The following is a 16,214-nucleotide window of genomic DNA, read 5'->3' as shown; positions in this document are numbered from 1 at the left end:
ACCTCTGGAGCGCAGGGTTCGCATGGGCCAGAGCCTGTCCGGTCTGCGGGGAGTGGACACCGGACAGGCTCTGGCGGATCGCGGGGGTGCTCCAGATGGAGGCCGCTAATTCTTGAGCCAGACCGCTTGGTCGGGCTCCAACAATCCGTCTTCGACGGGACCGCTGACCAGCAGGATCGTGGTGTGGTCGGGCAGCCGGTATGTCTCGGTCGAGAGGTTGACGACGCACACGAGGCCGGGGTCGCGGTGGAAGGCGAGGATGTCGGCGGGGGTGTCGAGCCAGGTCATGGTGCCGTCGCCGAGGGCGCGGTTGTCGCGGCGGAGCTGTAGGGCGGTGCGGTACAGCTCCAGCATTGACGTCTCGTCACCGGTTTGTGCCTCGACGCTGCGTCTACCCCAGTCCGGGGGCCGCGGCAGCCAGGGCGCGGCGGTGGCGCCGGCGGGGCTGAAGCCGAACGGGGCCACGTCGCCGGACCAGGGAATCGGGACTCGGCAGCCGTCGCGGCCCGGGTTGGTGTGGCTGGAGCGTTCCCAGACGGGGTCCTGGCGTACGGCCTCGGGCAGGTCTTCGACCTCCGGGAGGCCGAGTTCGTCGCCCTGGTAGATGTAGGCGCCGCCGGGCAGGGCGAGCATCAGCAGGGCTGCGGCGCGGGCGCGGCGGGTGCCCAGCTCCAGGTCGGCCGGGCCGTCGGGGAGGTAGGGGACGTTGGGTATCCAGCGTTTGACGTTCGGGCGGGCGTAGCGGCTGGTGTGGCGCATGACGTCGTGGTTGGACAGCACCCAGGTGGCCGGTGCGCCCACGGAGGAGAGCATGGCGAGGGAGTCGTCGATGGCTGCGCGTAGCACCTTGGCGTCCCAGCTGGCCATGAGGAAGTCGAAGTTGAAGGCGGTGTGCAGGCCGTCGGGGCGGACGTAGGCGGCGAGTCGGTCGGGGGTGTCGGTCCAGGCTTCGGCGACGAAGGTGCGGTCGCCCGGGTACTCGTCGGCGATCTTGCGCCAGGTGCGGTAGACGGCGTGGACGCCGTCGCGGTCCCAGTGGGGGTGCGGGATCTGCGCCTGGGCCAGGTCGGGCAGTTCGGGGTCCTTGGCGAGGCCGTGGGCGACGTCGATGCGGAAGCCGTCGACGCCCCGGCTGAACCAGAACCGCAGGATGGACTCGAACTCGGCGTGGACGTCGGGGTGTTGCCAGTTGAGGTCGGGCTGCTGGGGGGTGAACAGGTGCAGGTACCAGTCGCCGTCGGGTACGCGGGTCCAAGCGGGGCCGCCGAAGCAGGACACCCAGTTGTTGGGCGGCTGGGCGCCGTCGGGGCAGCGGCCGGGCCGGAAGATGTACCGGTCCCGCTCCGGGCTGCCGGGGCCGGCGGCCAGCGCCTGCTGGAACCAGGCGTGCTGGTCGGAGGTGTGATTGGGGACGATGTCGGGGATGATGCGGATTCCGTGCCGGTGTGCGTCCTCGATGAGCTGTTCGGCGTCGGCGAGTGTGCCGAACAGCGGGTCGATGGCGCGGAAGTCGGCGACGTCGTAACCGCCGTCCGCCATGGGTGACTTGTACCAGGGGTTGATCCAAAGGGCGTCCACGCCGAGCGCTTTGAGGTAGGGCAGGCGGGAGCGCAGGCCGGCGATGTCGCCGTCGCCGTCGCCGTTTCCGTCGGCGAAGCTACGTATGTAGACCTGGTAGATGACGGCGCTGCGCCACCAGGGGGTGATGGTGGACATGGCGGGGTCCTTTGACGGAAGGGGCTGCAAGGAGCATTCCGGCCATGAGTAACGCGTGGTACGTCGGGCCCATCGCGCGGCACTTCTCCAACGCCGACCTGTCCTGGATCCCCGGCATGGTGGTCACCTCGGTCGTCTACCTGGCGCTCGTCCGCGTCGGCCGCGGCGCCCGTGGAGAGTCGTTCACGGCAGTCGCGAGTCGGCACCAGACATCTCCCCTGTGACCAGAACTCCCAGCTCTGTGCGCCCATGCCTGACCTGCGTTTCCGGCCCGCCGGAGTCGAGCATGGGTGACGCACCGGGCATCGCCGGCCACCTCCGCCGGCCGGCCGGCCGAATCCGGCTCAGGCACGCTCAGGTAACAAGTACGCGGCCGTGGCGGCCGTTGCTGTTGTCGGGTTCTGCCGTGCCGAGGACCGTGCCGCTCTTACCATCCGTCACCGGGGCGGTAGGGGGATGTCGCTGGGAGGGCGTGGGTATGCAGGGGCTGGAGCGGATCACAAGCTCGCCGGTCTGAACTGGACATGCTGGCCGAGCAGGACCGGGCCGCGGCGGAAACCGCGGTCGCCCCGGCCCGGACGCACCTCGGAGATCACTGCCTGCCGCTCGCCGCTGAGCGATAACCAGCGCCGCAGAGCTTGGCCTGCGGAAACGGCCACAGAGGCGCCGCCCCGACACCGGGGGCGGGGCCTCTGCGCGTTGGAAGGGGGATCCGCTGCGGACAAGGTTCGAGTCCCACCCGCCCCACCTTTTCAGGTCTCTGACCTGCGGAAACGTCTCATCATGGCGGCGGATTCAGGACTTTGGGCGAACGGACTGAATCTGTCGTCAGCTTCACCTGCCCACTGCGACGAGCAGACGGCGGAGTCCTGTCACCCGCTCGATCACACGGCGCCTCGTGGCACACCTCCTTCTACTGTGGGGACCGTGACCGGAGGGATAGTCGGGGGCATGGCCACCCCGGTGACCGGGCCCAGGATGACCCGCTCAAAACCAGTCGCATAGGCTGGCTTTCATTGTCGCCGGTCAAGAGGCGCAGGCTGCGGCAGCGTGCGCTCGCCGTCCGTCCGAGGGAGGCGTTCGAGTGGCAGTTGCTGGGGGCCGGTCGCCGAAGCGGCTCCAACGGGGAACCCTTTCCCAGGGGCTCATCGTGGAGACTGCGCTGCGGATCCTCGACGAAGACGGGCCGGACGCGCTGACCTTCCAGCGACTCGGCAAGGAACTGTCCTCCTCCGCAACCGCGGTCTACCGGCACTTCGCGAGTCGCGACCACATCATGGTCGCCGTCGCGGAGGAGCTCGACAGGATCTCCCTCGAGGGGTACGAGCCGCACGAGTCGTGGACCGAGTCGCTGCGGGACCTGGCGATCCGTGCCTGGAACACCGCGCTGGACCACCCGGCGGCCGCCGCGCTCTGCATGGGGAGGGTCACCCGAGGCGTTCACGAGCTGCGCGCCGTCGACGCCGTCCTGGAAGCGTTCCACCGCGGCGGCTGGCGCGGCAGGGCGGCCGTCCTGCACTACCAGGCGTTCTCGAACTTCATCCTCGCCATGGCGAGCAACAACGCCTGGCGGCTCGTCAACCAGCGGTTCGGCGCCGAGACGAACTGGGTGCAGGAGTACCAGCCGGCGGATCCTGCCACGTACCCCTACGCAGAGGCGGCAAAGGAACACCTGCGCAGCATCGACATGACCGACGTCTTCCGCCGGCAGATGGACATCCTCCTCACGGCCCTCGAGGTGGAGGCGGCGACGCTCCCGCGCGACTGACGCGCGCCCTGTGCCGGGCTTCACGGCTACCGCCCAGCAGCGTTCCACGGCCGAAAACGGAGGTGGGCGTGGCATGCATCAAGTTAGTTAACGCTATTGACTACGTCGTTCACTTGGTTGCATCCTCTCCACACCGAGTGCTCCACGGCTCGCTCCTACGCGGCGCCCACCGAGGGCCGCGCGCACCGCCTCCGCACTGAACTGCTCGCGCTCGTCCCGCCCGATCCCGTGCGACCTGCGCAGCGCCCGACATCCCTCTCCAGGAGCACCCATGCGCCAGACCCGTACCCGCGCGGTCCCTGTGACCGCAGCCGTCGCCGTGACGGCCGTGCTCGCCGGCTGCACCACCACGGGATCGACGTCCGGAGACCCGAGCGGCGGCGGTGCCGCAACGGTGACGAAGATCCGGACGACGATCGACGTGCCGGCCGGCTACGACCCGGCCAAGGCTTTGTCCCTGCCGGACTACCTGCTCGCCCGGAACAGTTACGACACCCTCGTGCGCAAGGACGACGGCGGGCTCGTCGGCGGGCTGGCCACCAAGTGGAGGAACACGCCGACGTCGGCGACGTTCACCCTGCGCACCGACGCGACGTGCGCCGACGGGACGCCGATCACGCCGAAGGTCGTCAAGGCGTCCCTCGACCGCTACGTCGACCCGAAGACGGCGGCGCCCGATCTCCCCACGGTCTTCGGCCCCGGCAACACGGTGAGAGTGACCGCCGACGACGCGGCGCACACCGTGAAGATCACGCTCGCCAGGCCCTGGGGCGACATGGTCACCGGCCTGTCGATCGCGAGCACGGGCATCGTCTGCCCGGCGGGACTCAAGGACCCCAAGGCCCTTGCCGCCGGTAAGGCCAAGGGCTCGCAGTCCGGCCCGTACCTTCTCAAGAAGTCCCAGTCCGGCGTCTCGTACACGTACACCCTTCGCCCGGAGTACAAGGCATGGCCGGCCTGGCGCACGAAGATCCCCGGCAAGGTCGCCGCGACGCTGGAGTACCTGGTCTCGCCCGACCCGACGGCGACCGGCAACCTCGTGAGAAGCGGCCAACTCGACATCGGCAAGATCGACGCCTCCGGCATCCCGCGCTTCGACGGCGTGGGCGGCCACAGCGTGAGCGTCAGCCGGTTCTCCGACTTCTACCTGCTCTTCAACGAACGACCCGGCACGGTCTTCGCGGACGTCGCCACCCGCCGGGCGGTCGCCCAGGCCGTCGACCGCGCCGCCTTCACCAAGGTCGTCTCGAAGGACACGGGTGAGCCGTCGACGATGTTCGTGCAGAAGGGCATCCCCTGCAACGACCCGGGCACCTCCTTCCTCGTACCGAAGGACAAAGCCGCGGCGGCTGACGTGCTCAAGGGCAAGAAGATCCGCCTCGTCGGCCCTCAGGTCGTCGGGCCGGCCGGAGCCGGAAACCAGTACATCCAGGAGGCGCTGCGGGCCGCGGGCGCGGACGTCACCCTCGCCAACGTCGATGTCGGGGCCTGGGTCGGGACCGTGTTCGGCAAGCCTGACGCCTGGGACCTCACGGTCTTCGCCGACCTCAACTTCCTCGGCAGCCTCGCCAATCCGCTCGGCCACTTCGTGGGTCCGACCGTCCCCGAAGGCGGCGGCAACCTCGGCGAGGTGAAGAACCCCGCGTTGAACAAGGCCTTCGCCCAGGGCGCCGAGGCGACGACCGACAAGGCCCGCTGCGCCGCCTACCAGAAGGCCGCCAAGGCCCTGATCTCGCGGGTGGACGCGGTGCCGCTGGTCAACGACCCGTTCATCTACGCGCTGCGCAAGGGGTTCAGCGCGCAGATGCTCGGCGGCTCGCTCGACGACCCCATCCTGCGCGTCACAGGCTGACGGACAGGCCGTCCGCACGCGGCGGTGACCCACGCGGTCGGACCCAACCGTCCCGCGCGGAGAAACCCCGCGCGTGTCCGACGCCCTGCACCGAGACCCTTGCACCGTTCCGACAGGAGCCCCCTGGTGATCGACCCTTTCAGCACCGCCCAGCAGATCGCCGACCTCGTGCGCACGAAAGAGGTCAGCCCGGTGGAGGTGGCCGAGACCTACCTCGACCGCATCGAGCGGATCAACCCCGTCGTCAACGCCGTCGTCTGGCTCGACGCCGACGCCGTGCGCGCGGCGGCCGTCCGGGCCGAGCAGGCGGTGCTGCGCGGCGAACCGCTCGGCCCGCTGCACGGCGTCCCCGTCCCCATCAAGGACCTCAACTCCGTCGCGGGACAACCCAACACGATGTCCTCACTGGCGATCCGGGACACCCCGAAGACCGTCACGGACCCCGACATCCAGCTCCTCCTCGATGCCGGCGCGATCCCCCTCGGCCGGACGAACTCGCCGGAGTTCGGCGCTCTGACCGTCTCCGAGAACGCCCGGCACGGCAAGACGCGCAACCCTTGGAACCCGGCGCACACCTCCGGCGGGTCGAGCGGCGGCGCGTCGGCGGCCGTCGCGGCCGGGCTCGCCCCGGTGGCACACGCCTCCGACGGCGGCGGATCGATCCGGGTCCCGGCGTCCGTCACCGGCCTCGTGGGCCTCAAACCGAGCCGGGGACGCGTGCCCGCGTTCGTCCGGGGCTGGGAACACTCGACGACCGAAGGCGCGATCACCCGCACCGTGCGCGACGCGGCCCTCATGCTCGACGTCATGGGGCGTGCCGACCCGCTCGCCTGGTACAGCGCGCCCGAACCGGGGCGCCCGTACATCGAGGAGGTCGGTGCCGATCCCGGGCGGCTGCGGATCGGCCTGCTCCTCGACGCGCCGACCGGGCTGCCGGTCGACGAGGAGTGCCGCAAGGCGGCGCTGACGGCCGCGCAGGCACTGCGCGACCTGGGACACGACGTCGTCGAGGCCCGCCCGAAGATGTTCTCGTACGAGTCGATCATGGGCTTCACCTGGACGATCATCAGTGCCTCCACCTACGCCATCGAGGTCGACGATCCCGACGCGGTGGACCCCTACATCCGGCGCCGCCGGGAAACCGCCCTCGAGGCCACCGCGGGCGACTACGCCCGGGCGGCGGCGCGCCTGCAGGCCGAGTCACGCGAAGTGGTCGCCCAGTGGGGCCGGGACTTCGACGTCCTCCTCACCCCGACCACGGCGGTCGTGGCGCCACCGGTCGGCCCCGTGTACGACGAGGCGAACTCCGACCCGGACGGCCCGCGGCACACCGAGACCCGGATGGTTTCGTTCACCGCGTTCGTCAACATCGCCGGGCTGCCCGCCATCTCGCTGCCCGTCCATACGACCGCGGGCGGACTGCCGGTCGGTGCGCAACTCGTCGGTGCACCCTACGACGAGGCGACGCTGCTGCGACTCTCGGCCCAGCTCGAACCACGGTTCCGCTGGCACGAGCGGCGTCCGGACGACGCGGCGCTCGCGGCGGCGGTGCTGTGAGCGCCGGGTCCGCGGTCCCGGCCGGGCCGGTGCCGGCCGCACCCGTCCGGCGCGTCCCCCGGACGCGGCTGCGCGGTGGCTGGGCCGGGTTCGCCGTCCGCCGGGCGGGCGGGCTGCTGATGTCCATGCTGCTGCTCGTCCTCGTGACGTTCCTCATCGTGCCCCTGCTGCCCGGGGACCCGGCCCGGGCGATCGCCGGCACCAACTCGTCCCCGGCCACGCTCGCGGCGATACGCGAACGACTGGGCCTCGACGAGCCGATGGCGACGCGGTTCGTCCACTACCTCGGCGACATCGCGTCCGGACGGCTCGGCACCTCGTTCCGGTTCGACACCCCGGTCGCGGACATCGTCGCGACCCGGTTGCCGTACACCGTCCAGCTCGTCATCCCAGCAGTCCTGCTCTCCCTGGTCATCGCCGTCCCTCTGGGCATGACCGTCGGTGTCCTCACTCGTGATGGACGCCGCCGCCGGCTCGGCGTCGGATTCGGCACGGTCGCCGGACTCCTCGCGTCGGCGCCGGTCTACGTCGTCGCGACCCTCCTCATCGTCCTGTTCTCGATCAGCCTCGGGCTGCTGCCGTCCGGCGGCGCCACGACACCGAGCGCGCTCGTCCTGCCGATCGCCGCGCTCTGCATCGGCCCGGCCTTCGCCATCGCCCGGGTCGTCCGGCAGGAGACAGCCTCGGTGCTCGCCCAGGACTACATGAGGACCGCGCGCGGCCACCGCCTGGGATCCGTGCGTCTCCACCTCCGCCACGCGCTGCCCAACCTCGTGACGAGTGTCCTCACCCTGAGCGGTCTGGTCCTCACGTCCCTGCTCGGCGGGACGATCATCCTGGAGAACGTCTTCACCTACCCAGGGCTCGGCACCGAGGTCGTCCAGGCGATCATCTACAAGGACTATCCGGTGATCCAGGGCATCATCCTCGTCGTCGGCATGCTCGCCCTCCTCGTCAACCTCCTCGTGGACGTCGTCCTCGGGATCGTCGACCCGCGCACGCTTGGGGGAGGTCGTCGTGGCCACTGACGCGACCGTGCGCCGATGGCGCCGCAACCCGTCGCTGCTGTCCGGCGCGGTGATCCTCGGACTGCTCCTCGTCGTCGCCCTCGTAGCCCCGCTGCTGCTGAGCGGCTCCGCCGAGACCCTCACCGACGACGCCCGGCTCGGGCCCGGCGCCGAGCATCTCCTCGGCACCGACGCCTTCGGCCGTGACGTCCTCGCCCGGGCGCTCGTCGCGACCCGGCTCACTCTGCTCATGGCCGCCGCCGCCACCGCCGCCTCGTTCGTCGCCGGCGTCGCGATCGGCGCGCTGGTCCACCTCGCACCCGGGTGGCTGCGCGAGACCTGTCTGCGGCTCATCGACTCGGCGGTGGCCTTCCCCTCGCTCGTGCTCGCCCTCGTCATCGCGGCGGTGCTCGGGCCGGGCATGGGGTCCGCGATCGTCGCGATCGCCGTCGCCGGCGTCCCCGGGTTCGCGCGGTTGACGGCGAATCTCGCCGCGACCGTCGCGGACAAGGACTACGTGCTCACCGCGCGCCTGCTCGGCGTCCCCGGCCTGCGCATCCTGGGCCGGCATGTCCTGCCGAACATCAGCGGGCCGCTGCTGGTGCTCCTCAGTTCGAGCTTCACCCTGTCCCTGCTCGACATCAGCAGTCTGTCGTTCGTCGGCCTCGGTGTGCAGAACCCGCAGTACGACTGGGGCCGGCTGCTCAACGAGGCGCTGCCGTCGATCTTCGCTCAGCCGTCGGTCGTCCTCGCTCCGTCGATCATGCTCATCGTCACCGGTGTGGGCGCCATGCTCCTCGGAGACGGCGTGGCCTCACTCGTCGACCCGCGAACCCGCGGCACAGCGCCCGCACCGGCCAAGACGGCGGAGGCGGCGGGACCGGCCGCCCCGGCACAGGACGGCGCGGCGCAGGCGTCTTTGGCGTCGGGCGGTGCGGGGGCAGCGACCGGCACGGGGCAGGACGGCCTGCTGACCGTCGCCGGGCTGACTGTGCGGGCCGGCGACCGGACACTCGTCGACGACGTGTCGTTCACCATCGGAGCCGGCCAGATCGTCGGCCTCGTCGGGGAGTCGGGCTCGGGCAAGTCCACCATCGCCATGGCGGTCGCGGGCCTACTCCCCGAGGGCGTGCGGGCGAACGCGTCGCGCCTTGCCCTCGGCGACCTCGACCTGCTCGGAACACCGCCGGAGCGACGCCTCGCGACCGAGATCGGCATCGTCTACCAGGACCCGATCGGCACGTTCAACCCCGCGCTGAGGCTCGGCACCCAGCTCACGGAGGTGGCCAGGGTGCATCTGGGGACGCCCCGGCGTCAGGCCGCGCAGGACATGGTCCGCGCCCTGGCCGACATCCACGTCACCGAGCCGGACCGTCGGCTGCGCCAGCACCCGCACGAGCTGAGCGGCGGCATGCTCCAGCGCGCCTCGATCGCCTCCGCGATGACGACGAACCCGCGGCTGCTCATCGCCGACGAGCCGACGACGGCACTCGATGTCACCGTCCAGGCGGAGGTGCTGCGCCAGTTCCGACGCATCAACCGCGAGCACGGCACGGCGATGCTGTTCATCTCGCACGACATCGGCGTGGTCGGCGTGCTCTGTGACACCGTCCTGGTGCTCCACGGGGGCCGGGTCGTCGACCGGACGACGGGCGGCGACCTGCGCCGGGGGACGGTCACCCACCCGTACACCCGCGCGTTGCTCGCGGCGACGCCCGCCGCGGTCGAGGCCGGTGGAACCCTCAGCGCGGTCCGGTGGACGGCCGACGCGCATGCGGCGCAGCCGAGCGGGGCGCCGTCGGACGACCTTTCCGACAAAGCCGCGGACCGCCCCCCGGCCGCGGAAGGGAGCCGCTGATGTCCGCCACCGCCACCACACCGGACCCGCAGGCGGCCACCCCGCTGCTGCGCGTCGAGGATCTCACCGTCGAGCTCGGCCACGGCATCGCGGCCCGCAGGGTGCTCAAGGAAGTCTCGTTCGACATCCCCCGGGGCACCACCCTCGCACTCGTCGGAGAGTCCGGGTCGGGCAAGACGACGCTCGCGCGGACACTCGTCGGCGTCCACAAGCCGTCGAGCGGCCGGATCCTCGTGGACGGCGCCCCGCTGCGCACCTCGCGCGCACGGGCGGGAGCCGCGACGGTCCAGATGATCCCGCAGGACCCGTACTCCTCGTTCGACCCGCGGCGCACCGTCGCGCAGTCGCTCGCCGAGGCACTCGATCCGATCCGGGCCAGGGTAAAACCGGTCCGGACCCGAATCGCCGAGCTGCTCAGCCAGGTGAGCCTCGACCCGGACACCATGGACCGCTACCCGCACGAGTTCTCCGGCGGCCAACGGCAGCGGCTGGCGATCGCACGGGCCCTCGCACCGCGTCCCCGGTTCGTCATCGCCGACGAGATCACCTCGGCCCTCGACCTGACGACCCAGGCCGAGATCCTCAACCTGCTCGCCGATCTGCGTCGCCGGCTCTCGCTGACGATGCTGTTCATCTCGCACGACCTGGCCGTCGTCCGGCACGTCAGCGACACGGTCGCGGTCCTGCTGCACGGGGACCTCGTCGAGCTCGGCCCGACCGGAGCCACCTTCGCCGAGCCGAACCACCCGTACACCGCTCAACTCCTCGCGTCCGTCCCGGGCGACCCGAGGTTCCGCCTCGACGACGAGCCCGCCACGACGTGAATCGACCGGACGCGGTGCGGCTTCCAGCCCGTCGACCGGCCCATGCCGGTCGGCGGGTCGTGCGGCGCTGTGGGCCTGGACCTCGCCGCGCGCGGGGCGGCACCGCGGCACTGTCCCTCACCCAGAGCGCGGGCGAGGACGAGCGCGTGCGCGGCTTGCTGGTGACGACGGACAACGCCAAGCACTGGCGGACGCTCCTCGGCGGTCGGCCTTCTGGGGCGTCCCGAAGATTAGAGCGACGTTCGATGTGGGGGAATCGGTTCGGCCAAGAAACACTTCCACCTAAGGTATTCCACACTTAGAGTGTTGCTCTAACCTGAGCGAAGCGAGGAGGTGTTCGCGGCATGAGACTCACTCCCACGGAGCGTGACCGGCTGCTGCTCTTCGGAGCCGCCGAACTGGCCCGCGCCCGCCGCGCCCGCGGTCTGCTGCTCAACGTGCCGGAGGCGACCGCGCTGATCGCGGACACCGTCTGCGAGGCCGCCCGCGACGGTGCCCGGCTCGCGGAGGCCGTCGAGCGCGCCAGATCCGTGCTCGGCCCGGACGACGTGCTGCCGGGCGTCGCGGACGTCGTCACCGAGGTGCATGTCGAGGCGGTCTTCGACGACGGTTCGCGGCTCGCGGTCGTGAGCGATCCGATCGGCGGGAGTCTCGGTGAGCGGGCTCCGGGTGCGCTGCTGCCGGGTCCCGAGCACGCCGAGCCCGAGGCGGCCGTCCGGCTGACGGTCACCAACACCGCCACCGTGCCGGTCTCCGTCACCTCCCACTTCCACTTCTTCGAGGCCAACCCGCGGCTCGACTTCGCACGCGAGAGGGCCTACGGGATGCGGCTCGCCGTACCCGCCGGGTCGTCCGTGCGGTTCGGGCCGGGGGAGAGCCTCGAGGTCGGGCTGGTGCCCATCGGGGGCGACCGGATCGCCATCGGGTTCGCCGGTCTGGTCGACGGGGCACTGGACGCGCCCGGCGCCCGCGAGGAGGCACTGCGCCGCGCCGCCGCCTGCGGCTACCTCGGCGTACCGGAAACACCTGTTCAGGGGGTCGAGCGATGAGCCGCCCAGGAGGCCACCCCGCTAAGGCCCACCGCCTCAGCCCGTACGAGTACGCCTCCACCCACGGCCCGCGCGCGGGCGACCGGATCCGGCTGGGCGACTCCGGCCTGACGATCCGCGTCGAGTCCGACTCCCAGTGCTACGGCGACGAGTTCCTAGCCGGGTTCGGCAAGACCGCCCGGGACGGACTGCACCTCAAGGCGGCCGCCGTCCGGGAGACCTGTGACGTGGTCATCAGCAACGTCGTCGTGATCGACGCGGCGCTGGGGATCCGCAAGGTCTCCATCGGCATCAGGGAAGGCCGGATCTGCTCGGTCGGGCGGGCCGGGAACCCCGACACCCTCGACGGGGTCGACGTCGTCGTGGGCACCGGGACCTCGATCGTGTCCGGCGAGGGGCTCATCGCGACCGCCGGAGCCGTCGACACCCACGTCCACCTGCTGTCGCCGCGGATCATGGAAGCCTCGCTCGCCTCCGGCGTCACCACGATCATCGGGCAGGAGTTCGGGCCCGTGTGGGGCGTCGGGGTCAACTCGCCGTGGGCGCTGCGGCACGCGTTCAACGCCTTCGACGCCTGGCCGGTCAACATCGGCTTCCTCGGGCGCGGTTCGTCGTCCTCCTCGGCGCCCTTGGTGGAGGCCCTCGCCGAGGGCGGCGCGTCCGGTTTCAAGGTGCACGAGGACATGGGTGCCCACACGCGCGCCCTGGACACCGCCTTGCGTGTCGCCGAGGAACACGACGTCCAAGTGGCCCTGCACAGCGACGGGTTGAACGAATGCCTCTCCGTCGAGGACACCCTGCGCGTGCTGGAGGGCCGGACCATCCACGCCTTCCACATCGAGGGCTGCGGCGGCGGACACGTCCCGAACGTGCTGACGATGGCCGGCGTCCCGAACGTCATCGGCTCCTCTACCAACCCCACCCTCCCCTTCGGCCGGGACGCCGTCGCCGAGCACTACGGCATGATCGTCTCCGTCCACGACCTCAAGACCGACCTGCCCGGCGACGCCGCCATGGCCCGCGACCGCATCCGCGCCGGGACCATGGGCGCCGAGGACGTGCTGCACGACCTGGGCGCGATCGGCATCACGTCGTCGGACGCGCAGGGGATGGGGCGGGCCGGCGAGACCGTCCGCCGTACGTTCGCGATGGCCGGGAAGATGAAGGCCGAGTTCGGCGCCCCGGACGAGGGCCACGACAACGAGCGCGTCCTGCGCTACATGGCCAAGCTGACGATCAACCCGGCCATCGCGCACGGCCTCGCCCACGAGGTGGGGTCGATCGAGGTCGGCAAGCTCGCCGACCTCGTGCTGTGGCGGCCGGAGTACTTCGGCGCCAAGCCGCAGCTGGTGCTCAAGGCCGGCTTCCCGGCGTACGGCGTGGTCGGTGACCCGGGGGCCGCCACCGACACCTGCGAACCCCTCGTCCTCGGCCCGCAGTTCGGGGCCCACGGTGCCACGCCCGCCGACATCTCGGTCGCCTTCGTCGCCCAGGCGGCCGTCGACCAGGGAGGCGACTCGATGCCGACCCGGCGCCGCAGGGTCGCCGTACAGGGCACGCGCGGCATCGGGCCGGCCGACCTGCGCCTCAACTCCCGTACCGGAGCGGTCGATGTGGACCAGCGCACGGGGCTGGTCACGCTCGACGGAGAGCCGCTGCGCTCCGAACCGGCCGAGTCCGTCTCCCTCAACCGCCTGTATTTCCTTTAAATGTCACAGCCTGTAAGGATCACTCATGTCCGCTGCCGCCGACGGCTTCCGCATGCCCGCCGAGTGGACCCCGCACGAGCGCACCTGGATGGCGTGGCCGGGCCCGAACCCGACCTTCGACGACCCCGAGGACCTGGCCGCCGCGCGCATCGCCTGGGCCTCGGTCGCTCGCGCGGTGCGCCGCTTCGAGCCGGTGACGGTGGTGTGCGGCCCCGGACAGTCGGCCGAGGCGCGCGCTCTGCTCGGGCGCGGCGTCGACACGGTCGAGCGGGACCTCGACGACGCCTGGATGCGCGACATCGGGCCCACGTTCCTCACCAACGGTGCCGGTGAACTCGCCGCCGTGGACTGGACGTTCAACGGCTGGGGTGCCCAGGACTGGGCGCGCTGGGAGCACGACGCGAAGATCGCAGTGTACGTCTCCGACCTTGCGGGCTCGGCGAAGACGTACACCTCGGAGCTCGTCAACGAAGGCGGTGCCATCCACGTCGACGGCGAGGGCACGGTCCTGCTGACGGAGACGGTCCAGCTCGGGCCGGAACGCAACCCGCACTGGACCCGCGAGCAGGTGGAGGCCGAGATCCACGCCCACCTCGGCACCCGCAAGGCGATCTGGCTGCCGCGCGGCCTCACCGGCGACTACCCCCCGTACGGCTTCGGCACCCTCGGCCACGTGGACATCGTCGCCGCGTTCGCCCGTCCCGGTGTGGTCGTGGCCCATGTGCAGCCGGACCCGGCCCACCCCGACCACGAGGTGACGCAGGAGGTCGTCGGCCTGCTGAAGGCGCAGACCGACGCGCGCGGCCGCCGCCTGGAGGTTGTCGAGGTGCCCGCCCCGACCGTCCTGGAGGCCGACGGCCACTGGGCCGACTACTCCTACATCAACCACTATCTCTGCAACGGCGGCGTCGTCCTGTGCGGCTTCGACGACCCCCGGGACGAGATCGCCGCCGGCATCTTCCGCCGGCTGTTCCCGCAGCGGACGGTGACATTGGTGGACGCGCGGACGATCTTCGCGGGCGGCGGCGGCATCCACTGCGTCACGCAGCAGCAGCCGAGGGCGACGGTCAGGTAGAACGTACAGGTGAACGTACAGCTGCTCTGCACGGCCTGCGGCCATCCCCTCACCGAACCGCTGCGCCGGCTGCCCGAGCTGCCTGAGCGCCCTGAGTACGACGGGCTGCCGGGCCCGGACGGCGCCCGGCACGCCCCGCCGACGGTGCCGCGCGGCACGTACGCGGTGGATCCGGAGCCGTCCGGGGCGCCTTTCGTGCCGCATCCGGATCCTCAGTGGGCGGGAGCGGCGATCCCGGGGCTGTGCATGTCGAACCCCGACGGCGACGGGTGCCTGATGTCCGCCGGGCCGCGCGACACCCTGGTGACACACCCGGCGGACACCGCCGGGCGGCTGTCCCGCGACCCCGAGTCGTCGGAGGTCGGCTGCTGCGGGGCACCCGGCCAGGAGGGGCCCAACCAGGTGTGCGGCAGCTGCGGCGCGGTGGTCGCGACCCTGTTCAGCGACTGCTACGTCCCGTACGAGATCCACTTCCTGCCCGACGCCGTACGGGTGAGCCCGGTATGACCACCCCGGGCGCCCGCCGCCGCACCCCCGCCCCGCCCCGCGAGGACGTCCTCGCCACCGCCATGGCGATGATCGCCGAGCGTGGCCTGGAGAAGCTCACCATGGCGGCGCTCGGCCGCGAGGTCGGCATGAGCAGCGGCCATCTCCTCTACTACTTCCACTCCAAGGACGAACTGCTGCTGCGGACCTTGGAGTGGAGCGAGGGCCGGCTCGGCGCCGAACGCGGCCGGCTGCTGACCCGCACCACGTCCGCCCGTGAGCGGCTCGACGCGTACGTCGACCTGTACGTCCCCGACGGCCACCGCGACCCGCACTGGACGCTGTGGCTGGAGGTCTGGAACCGCTCGCAGAACGCCGACGACGACGCCCGCGACCGCCAGGCCGCCATCGAGGGCGCCTGGCACCGGGACCTGGTGGCGCTGCTGGCGGAGGGGGTGTCGAGGGGGGAGTTCCGTTCCGTCGACCCGGACCGTTTCGCGGCTCGCCTCCGGGCGCTCCTCGACGGCTTCTCCATCCAAGTGGCGATCGGCCTGCGCGGCACGGACCGGGCGCAAGTCATGCGCCACGTAAGGGAGTTCCTGGACGACAGCCTGGTTCATTGGTCGTGATCAACGTCAGGACTCTGTAGCGCTCACGGGAACCCGCGCACACGATTCGCTCGATTCCATCGTCCTTACGCTTGAATCGAGCACATGGATCCGGCATTGTGCTTGAAACAAGCGCAATGCCTGCCGTTCACGCAGGAGAGAGGTGCTGCATGGACGACATCGACCGGGCCATCCTGCGGGAGCTGCAGGTCGACGGCCGGATCCCTTACGCCGATCTGGGTCCGAAGGTGGGGTTGTCACCCTCGGCCGCGAGGCTCCGGCTGCAGCGGCTGATCGACACCAAGGCGGTCCAGGTCGTCGGAGTGACCGACCCGATGACCATGGGCCGGCAGACGATGGCACTCCTGGGCTTGCGCATCGACGGCGATCCCCGGGCGGTCGCCGATGAACTGTCCCGGCACGACGAAGTCGTGTACACGGTCCTGACGGCCGGCGGCTTCGACCTGTTCGCGGAGGTGGTGTGCCCTCAGCCTCGGGATCTTCTGGACTTCATCAACGACGTCGTGCGGCCCGTCGAGGGTGTCGCATCCGTGGAGAACTTCCCCTACTTCGCGATTCACACTCACCGCTTCCTGTGGCACGTCGACTGAGGCACCCGAGCGTCCGAGCCCTGTTAGGGGGTGTTTCGAAAGTCCCGCACAGCACCCACGGCGCCCGGCACGCACTCTCGCCGCACCGGCCGAA

General features: G+C 71.1%; 14 protein-coding genes. 13 read left to right on the top strand and 1 reads right to left on the bottom strand.

Annotation, left to right across the window (positions count from 1 at the left end; genetic code table 11):
- Positions 1 to 105 precede the first annotated feature (105 nt).
- Positions 106 to 1,716: a glycoside hydrolase family 13 protein gene (locus FGD71_RS47085; RefSeq protein WP_119106788.1), complete on the bottom strand. Its 1,611-nt coding sequence runs from the start codon at positions 1,714 to 1,716 to the stop codon at positions 106 to 108.
- Between the two features lie 44 nt (positions 1,717 to 1,760).
- Between FGD71_RS47085 and FGD71_RS47080 the strand changes: the two genes are divergently transcribed.
- The 13 genes from FGD71_RS47080 to FGD71_RS47020 all read left to right on the top strand — a co-directional run bounded on the left by FGD71_RS47080 (position 1,761) and on the right by FGD71_RS47020 (position 16,120).
- Positions 1,761 to 1,940 (top strand): hypothetical protein, encoded by a 180-nt coding sequence (locus FGD71_RS47080; RefSeq protein WP_119106787.1) that lies wholly within the window; start codon positions 1,761 to 1,763, stop codon positions 1,938 to 1,940.
- Positions 1,941 to 2,866: 926 nt separating this feature from the next.
- Positions 2,867 to 3,484, top strand: a complete 618-nt coding sequence (locus tag FGD71_RS47075) for a TetR/AcrR family transcriptional regulator (RefSeq protein WP_119106786.1) — start codon at positions 2,867 to 2,869, stop codon at positions 3,482 to 3,484.
- A 271-nt stretch (positions 3,485 to 3,755) separates the two neighbouring features.
- Entirely contained in the window at positions 3,756 to 5,336 is a 1,581-nt protein-coding gene (locus FGD71_RS47070) for an ABC transporter substrate-binding protein (protein ID WP_119106785.1), read from the top strand.
- 126 nt (positions 5,337 to 5,462) lie between these two features.
- Positions 5,463 to 6,893, top strand: a complete 1,431-nt coding sequence (locus FGD71_RS47065; RefSeq protein WP_119106784.1) for an amidase — start codon at positions 5,463 to 5,465, stop codon at positions 6,891 to 6,893.
- Positions 6,890 to 7,921: an ABC transporter permease gene (locus FGD71_RS47060; RefSeq protein WP_119106783.1), complete on the top strand. Its 1,032-nt coding sequence runs from the start codon at positions 6,890 to 6,892 to the stop codon at positions 7,919 to 7,921. Before FGD71_RS47065 ends, FGD71_RS47060 begins: the two co-directional genes overlap by 4 nt.
- Complete coding sequence (locus tag FGD71_RS47055; protein ID WP_119106782.1) at positions 7,911 to 9,758, top strand: dipeptide/oligopeptide/nickel ABC transporter permease/ATP-binding protein; 1,848 nt, start codon at positions 7,911 to 7,913, stop codon at positions 9,756 to 9,758. Before FGD71_RS47060 ends, FGD71_RS47055 begins: the two co-directional genes overlap by 11 nt.
- Positions 9,758 to 10,582 carry an ABC transporter ATP-binding protein gene (locus FGD71_RS47050; RefSeq protein ID WP_119106781.1) on the top strand — a complete coding sequence of 275 codons (825 nt, stop codon included), beginning with the start codon at positions 9,758 to 9,760 and terminating at the stop codon, positions 10,580 to 10,582. Before FGD71_RS47055 ends, FGD71_RS47050 begins: the two co-directional genes overlap by 1 nt.
- A gap of 344 nt (positions 10,583 to 10,926) precedes the next feature.
- A complete protein-coding gene (gene ureA, locus FGD71_RS47045) occupies positions 10,927 to 11,631 on the top strand; it encodes an urease subunit gamma (protein WP_119106780.1) in 705 nt (234 codons plus the stop codon).
- A complete protein-coding gene (locus FGD71_RS47040; RefSeq protein WP_119106779.1) occupies positions 11,628 to 13,340 on the top strand; it encodes an urease subunit alpha in 1,713 nt (570 codons plus the stop codon). The genes ureA and FGD71_RS47040 overlap by 4 nt, the downstream gene beginning before the upstream one ends.
- 25 nt (positions 13,341 to 13,365) lie before the next feature.
- Positions 13,366 to 14,415 (top strand): agmatine deiminase family protein, encoded by a 1,050-nt coding sequence (locus FGD71_RS47035; protein WP_119106778.1) that lies wholly within the window; start codon positions 13,366 to 13,368, stop codon positions 14,413 to 14,415.
- A 9-nt stretch (positions 14,416 to 14,424) separates the two neighbouring features.
- Positions 14,425 to 14,922 (top strand): hypothetical protein, encoded by a 498-nt coding sequence (locus FGD71_RS47030; RefSeq protein WP_119106777.1) that lies wholly within the window; start codon positions 14,425 to 14,427, stop codon positions 14,920 to 14,922.
- Positions 14,919 to 15,530 (top strand): TetR/AcrR family transcriptional regulator, encoded by a 612-nt coding sequence (locus FGD71_RS47025; protein WP_119106776.1) that lies wholly within the window; start codon positions 14,919 to 14,921, stop codon positions 15,528 to 15,530. The genes FGD71_RS47030 and FGD71_RS47025 overlap by 4 nt, the downstream gene beginning before the upstream one ends.
- 149 nt (positions 15,531 to 15,679) lie before the next feature.
- A complete protein-coding gene (locus tag FGD71_RS47020; protein ID WP_119106775.1) occupies positions 15,680 to 16,120 on the top strand; it encodes an Lrp/AsnC family transcriptional regulator in 441 nt (146 codons plus the stop codon).
- Positions 16,121 to 16,214: the final 94 nt, after the last annotated feature.

This window comes from Streptomyces sporangiiformans (assembly GCF_005768555.2).
Classification (GTDB): Bacteria; Actinomycetota; Actinomycetes; order Streptomycetales; family Streptomycetaceae; genus Streptomyces; species Streptomyces sporangiiformans.
This window is presented reverse-complemented; position numbering and strand designations above follow the sequence as displayed.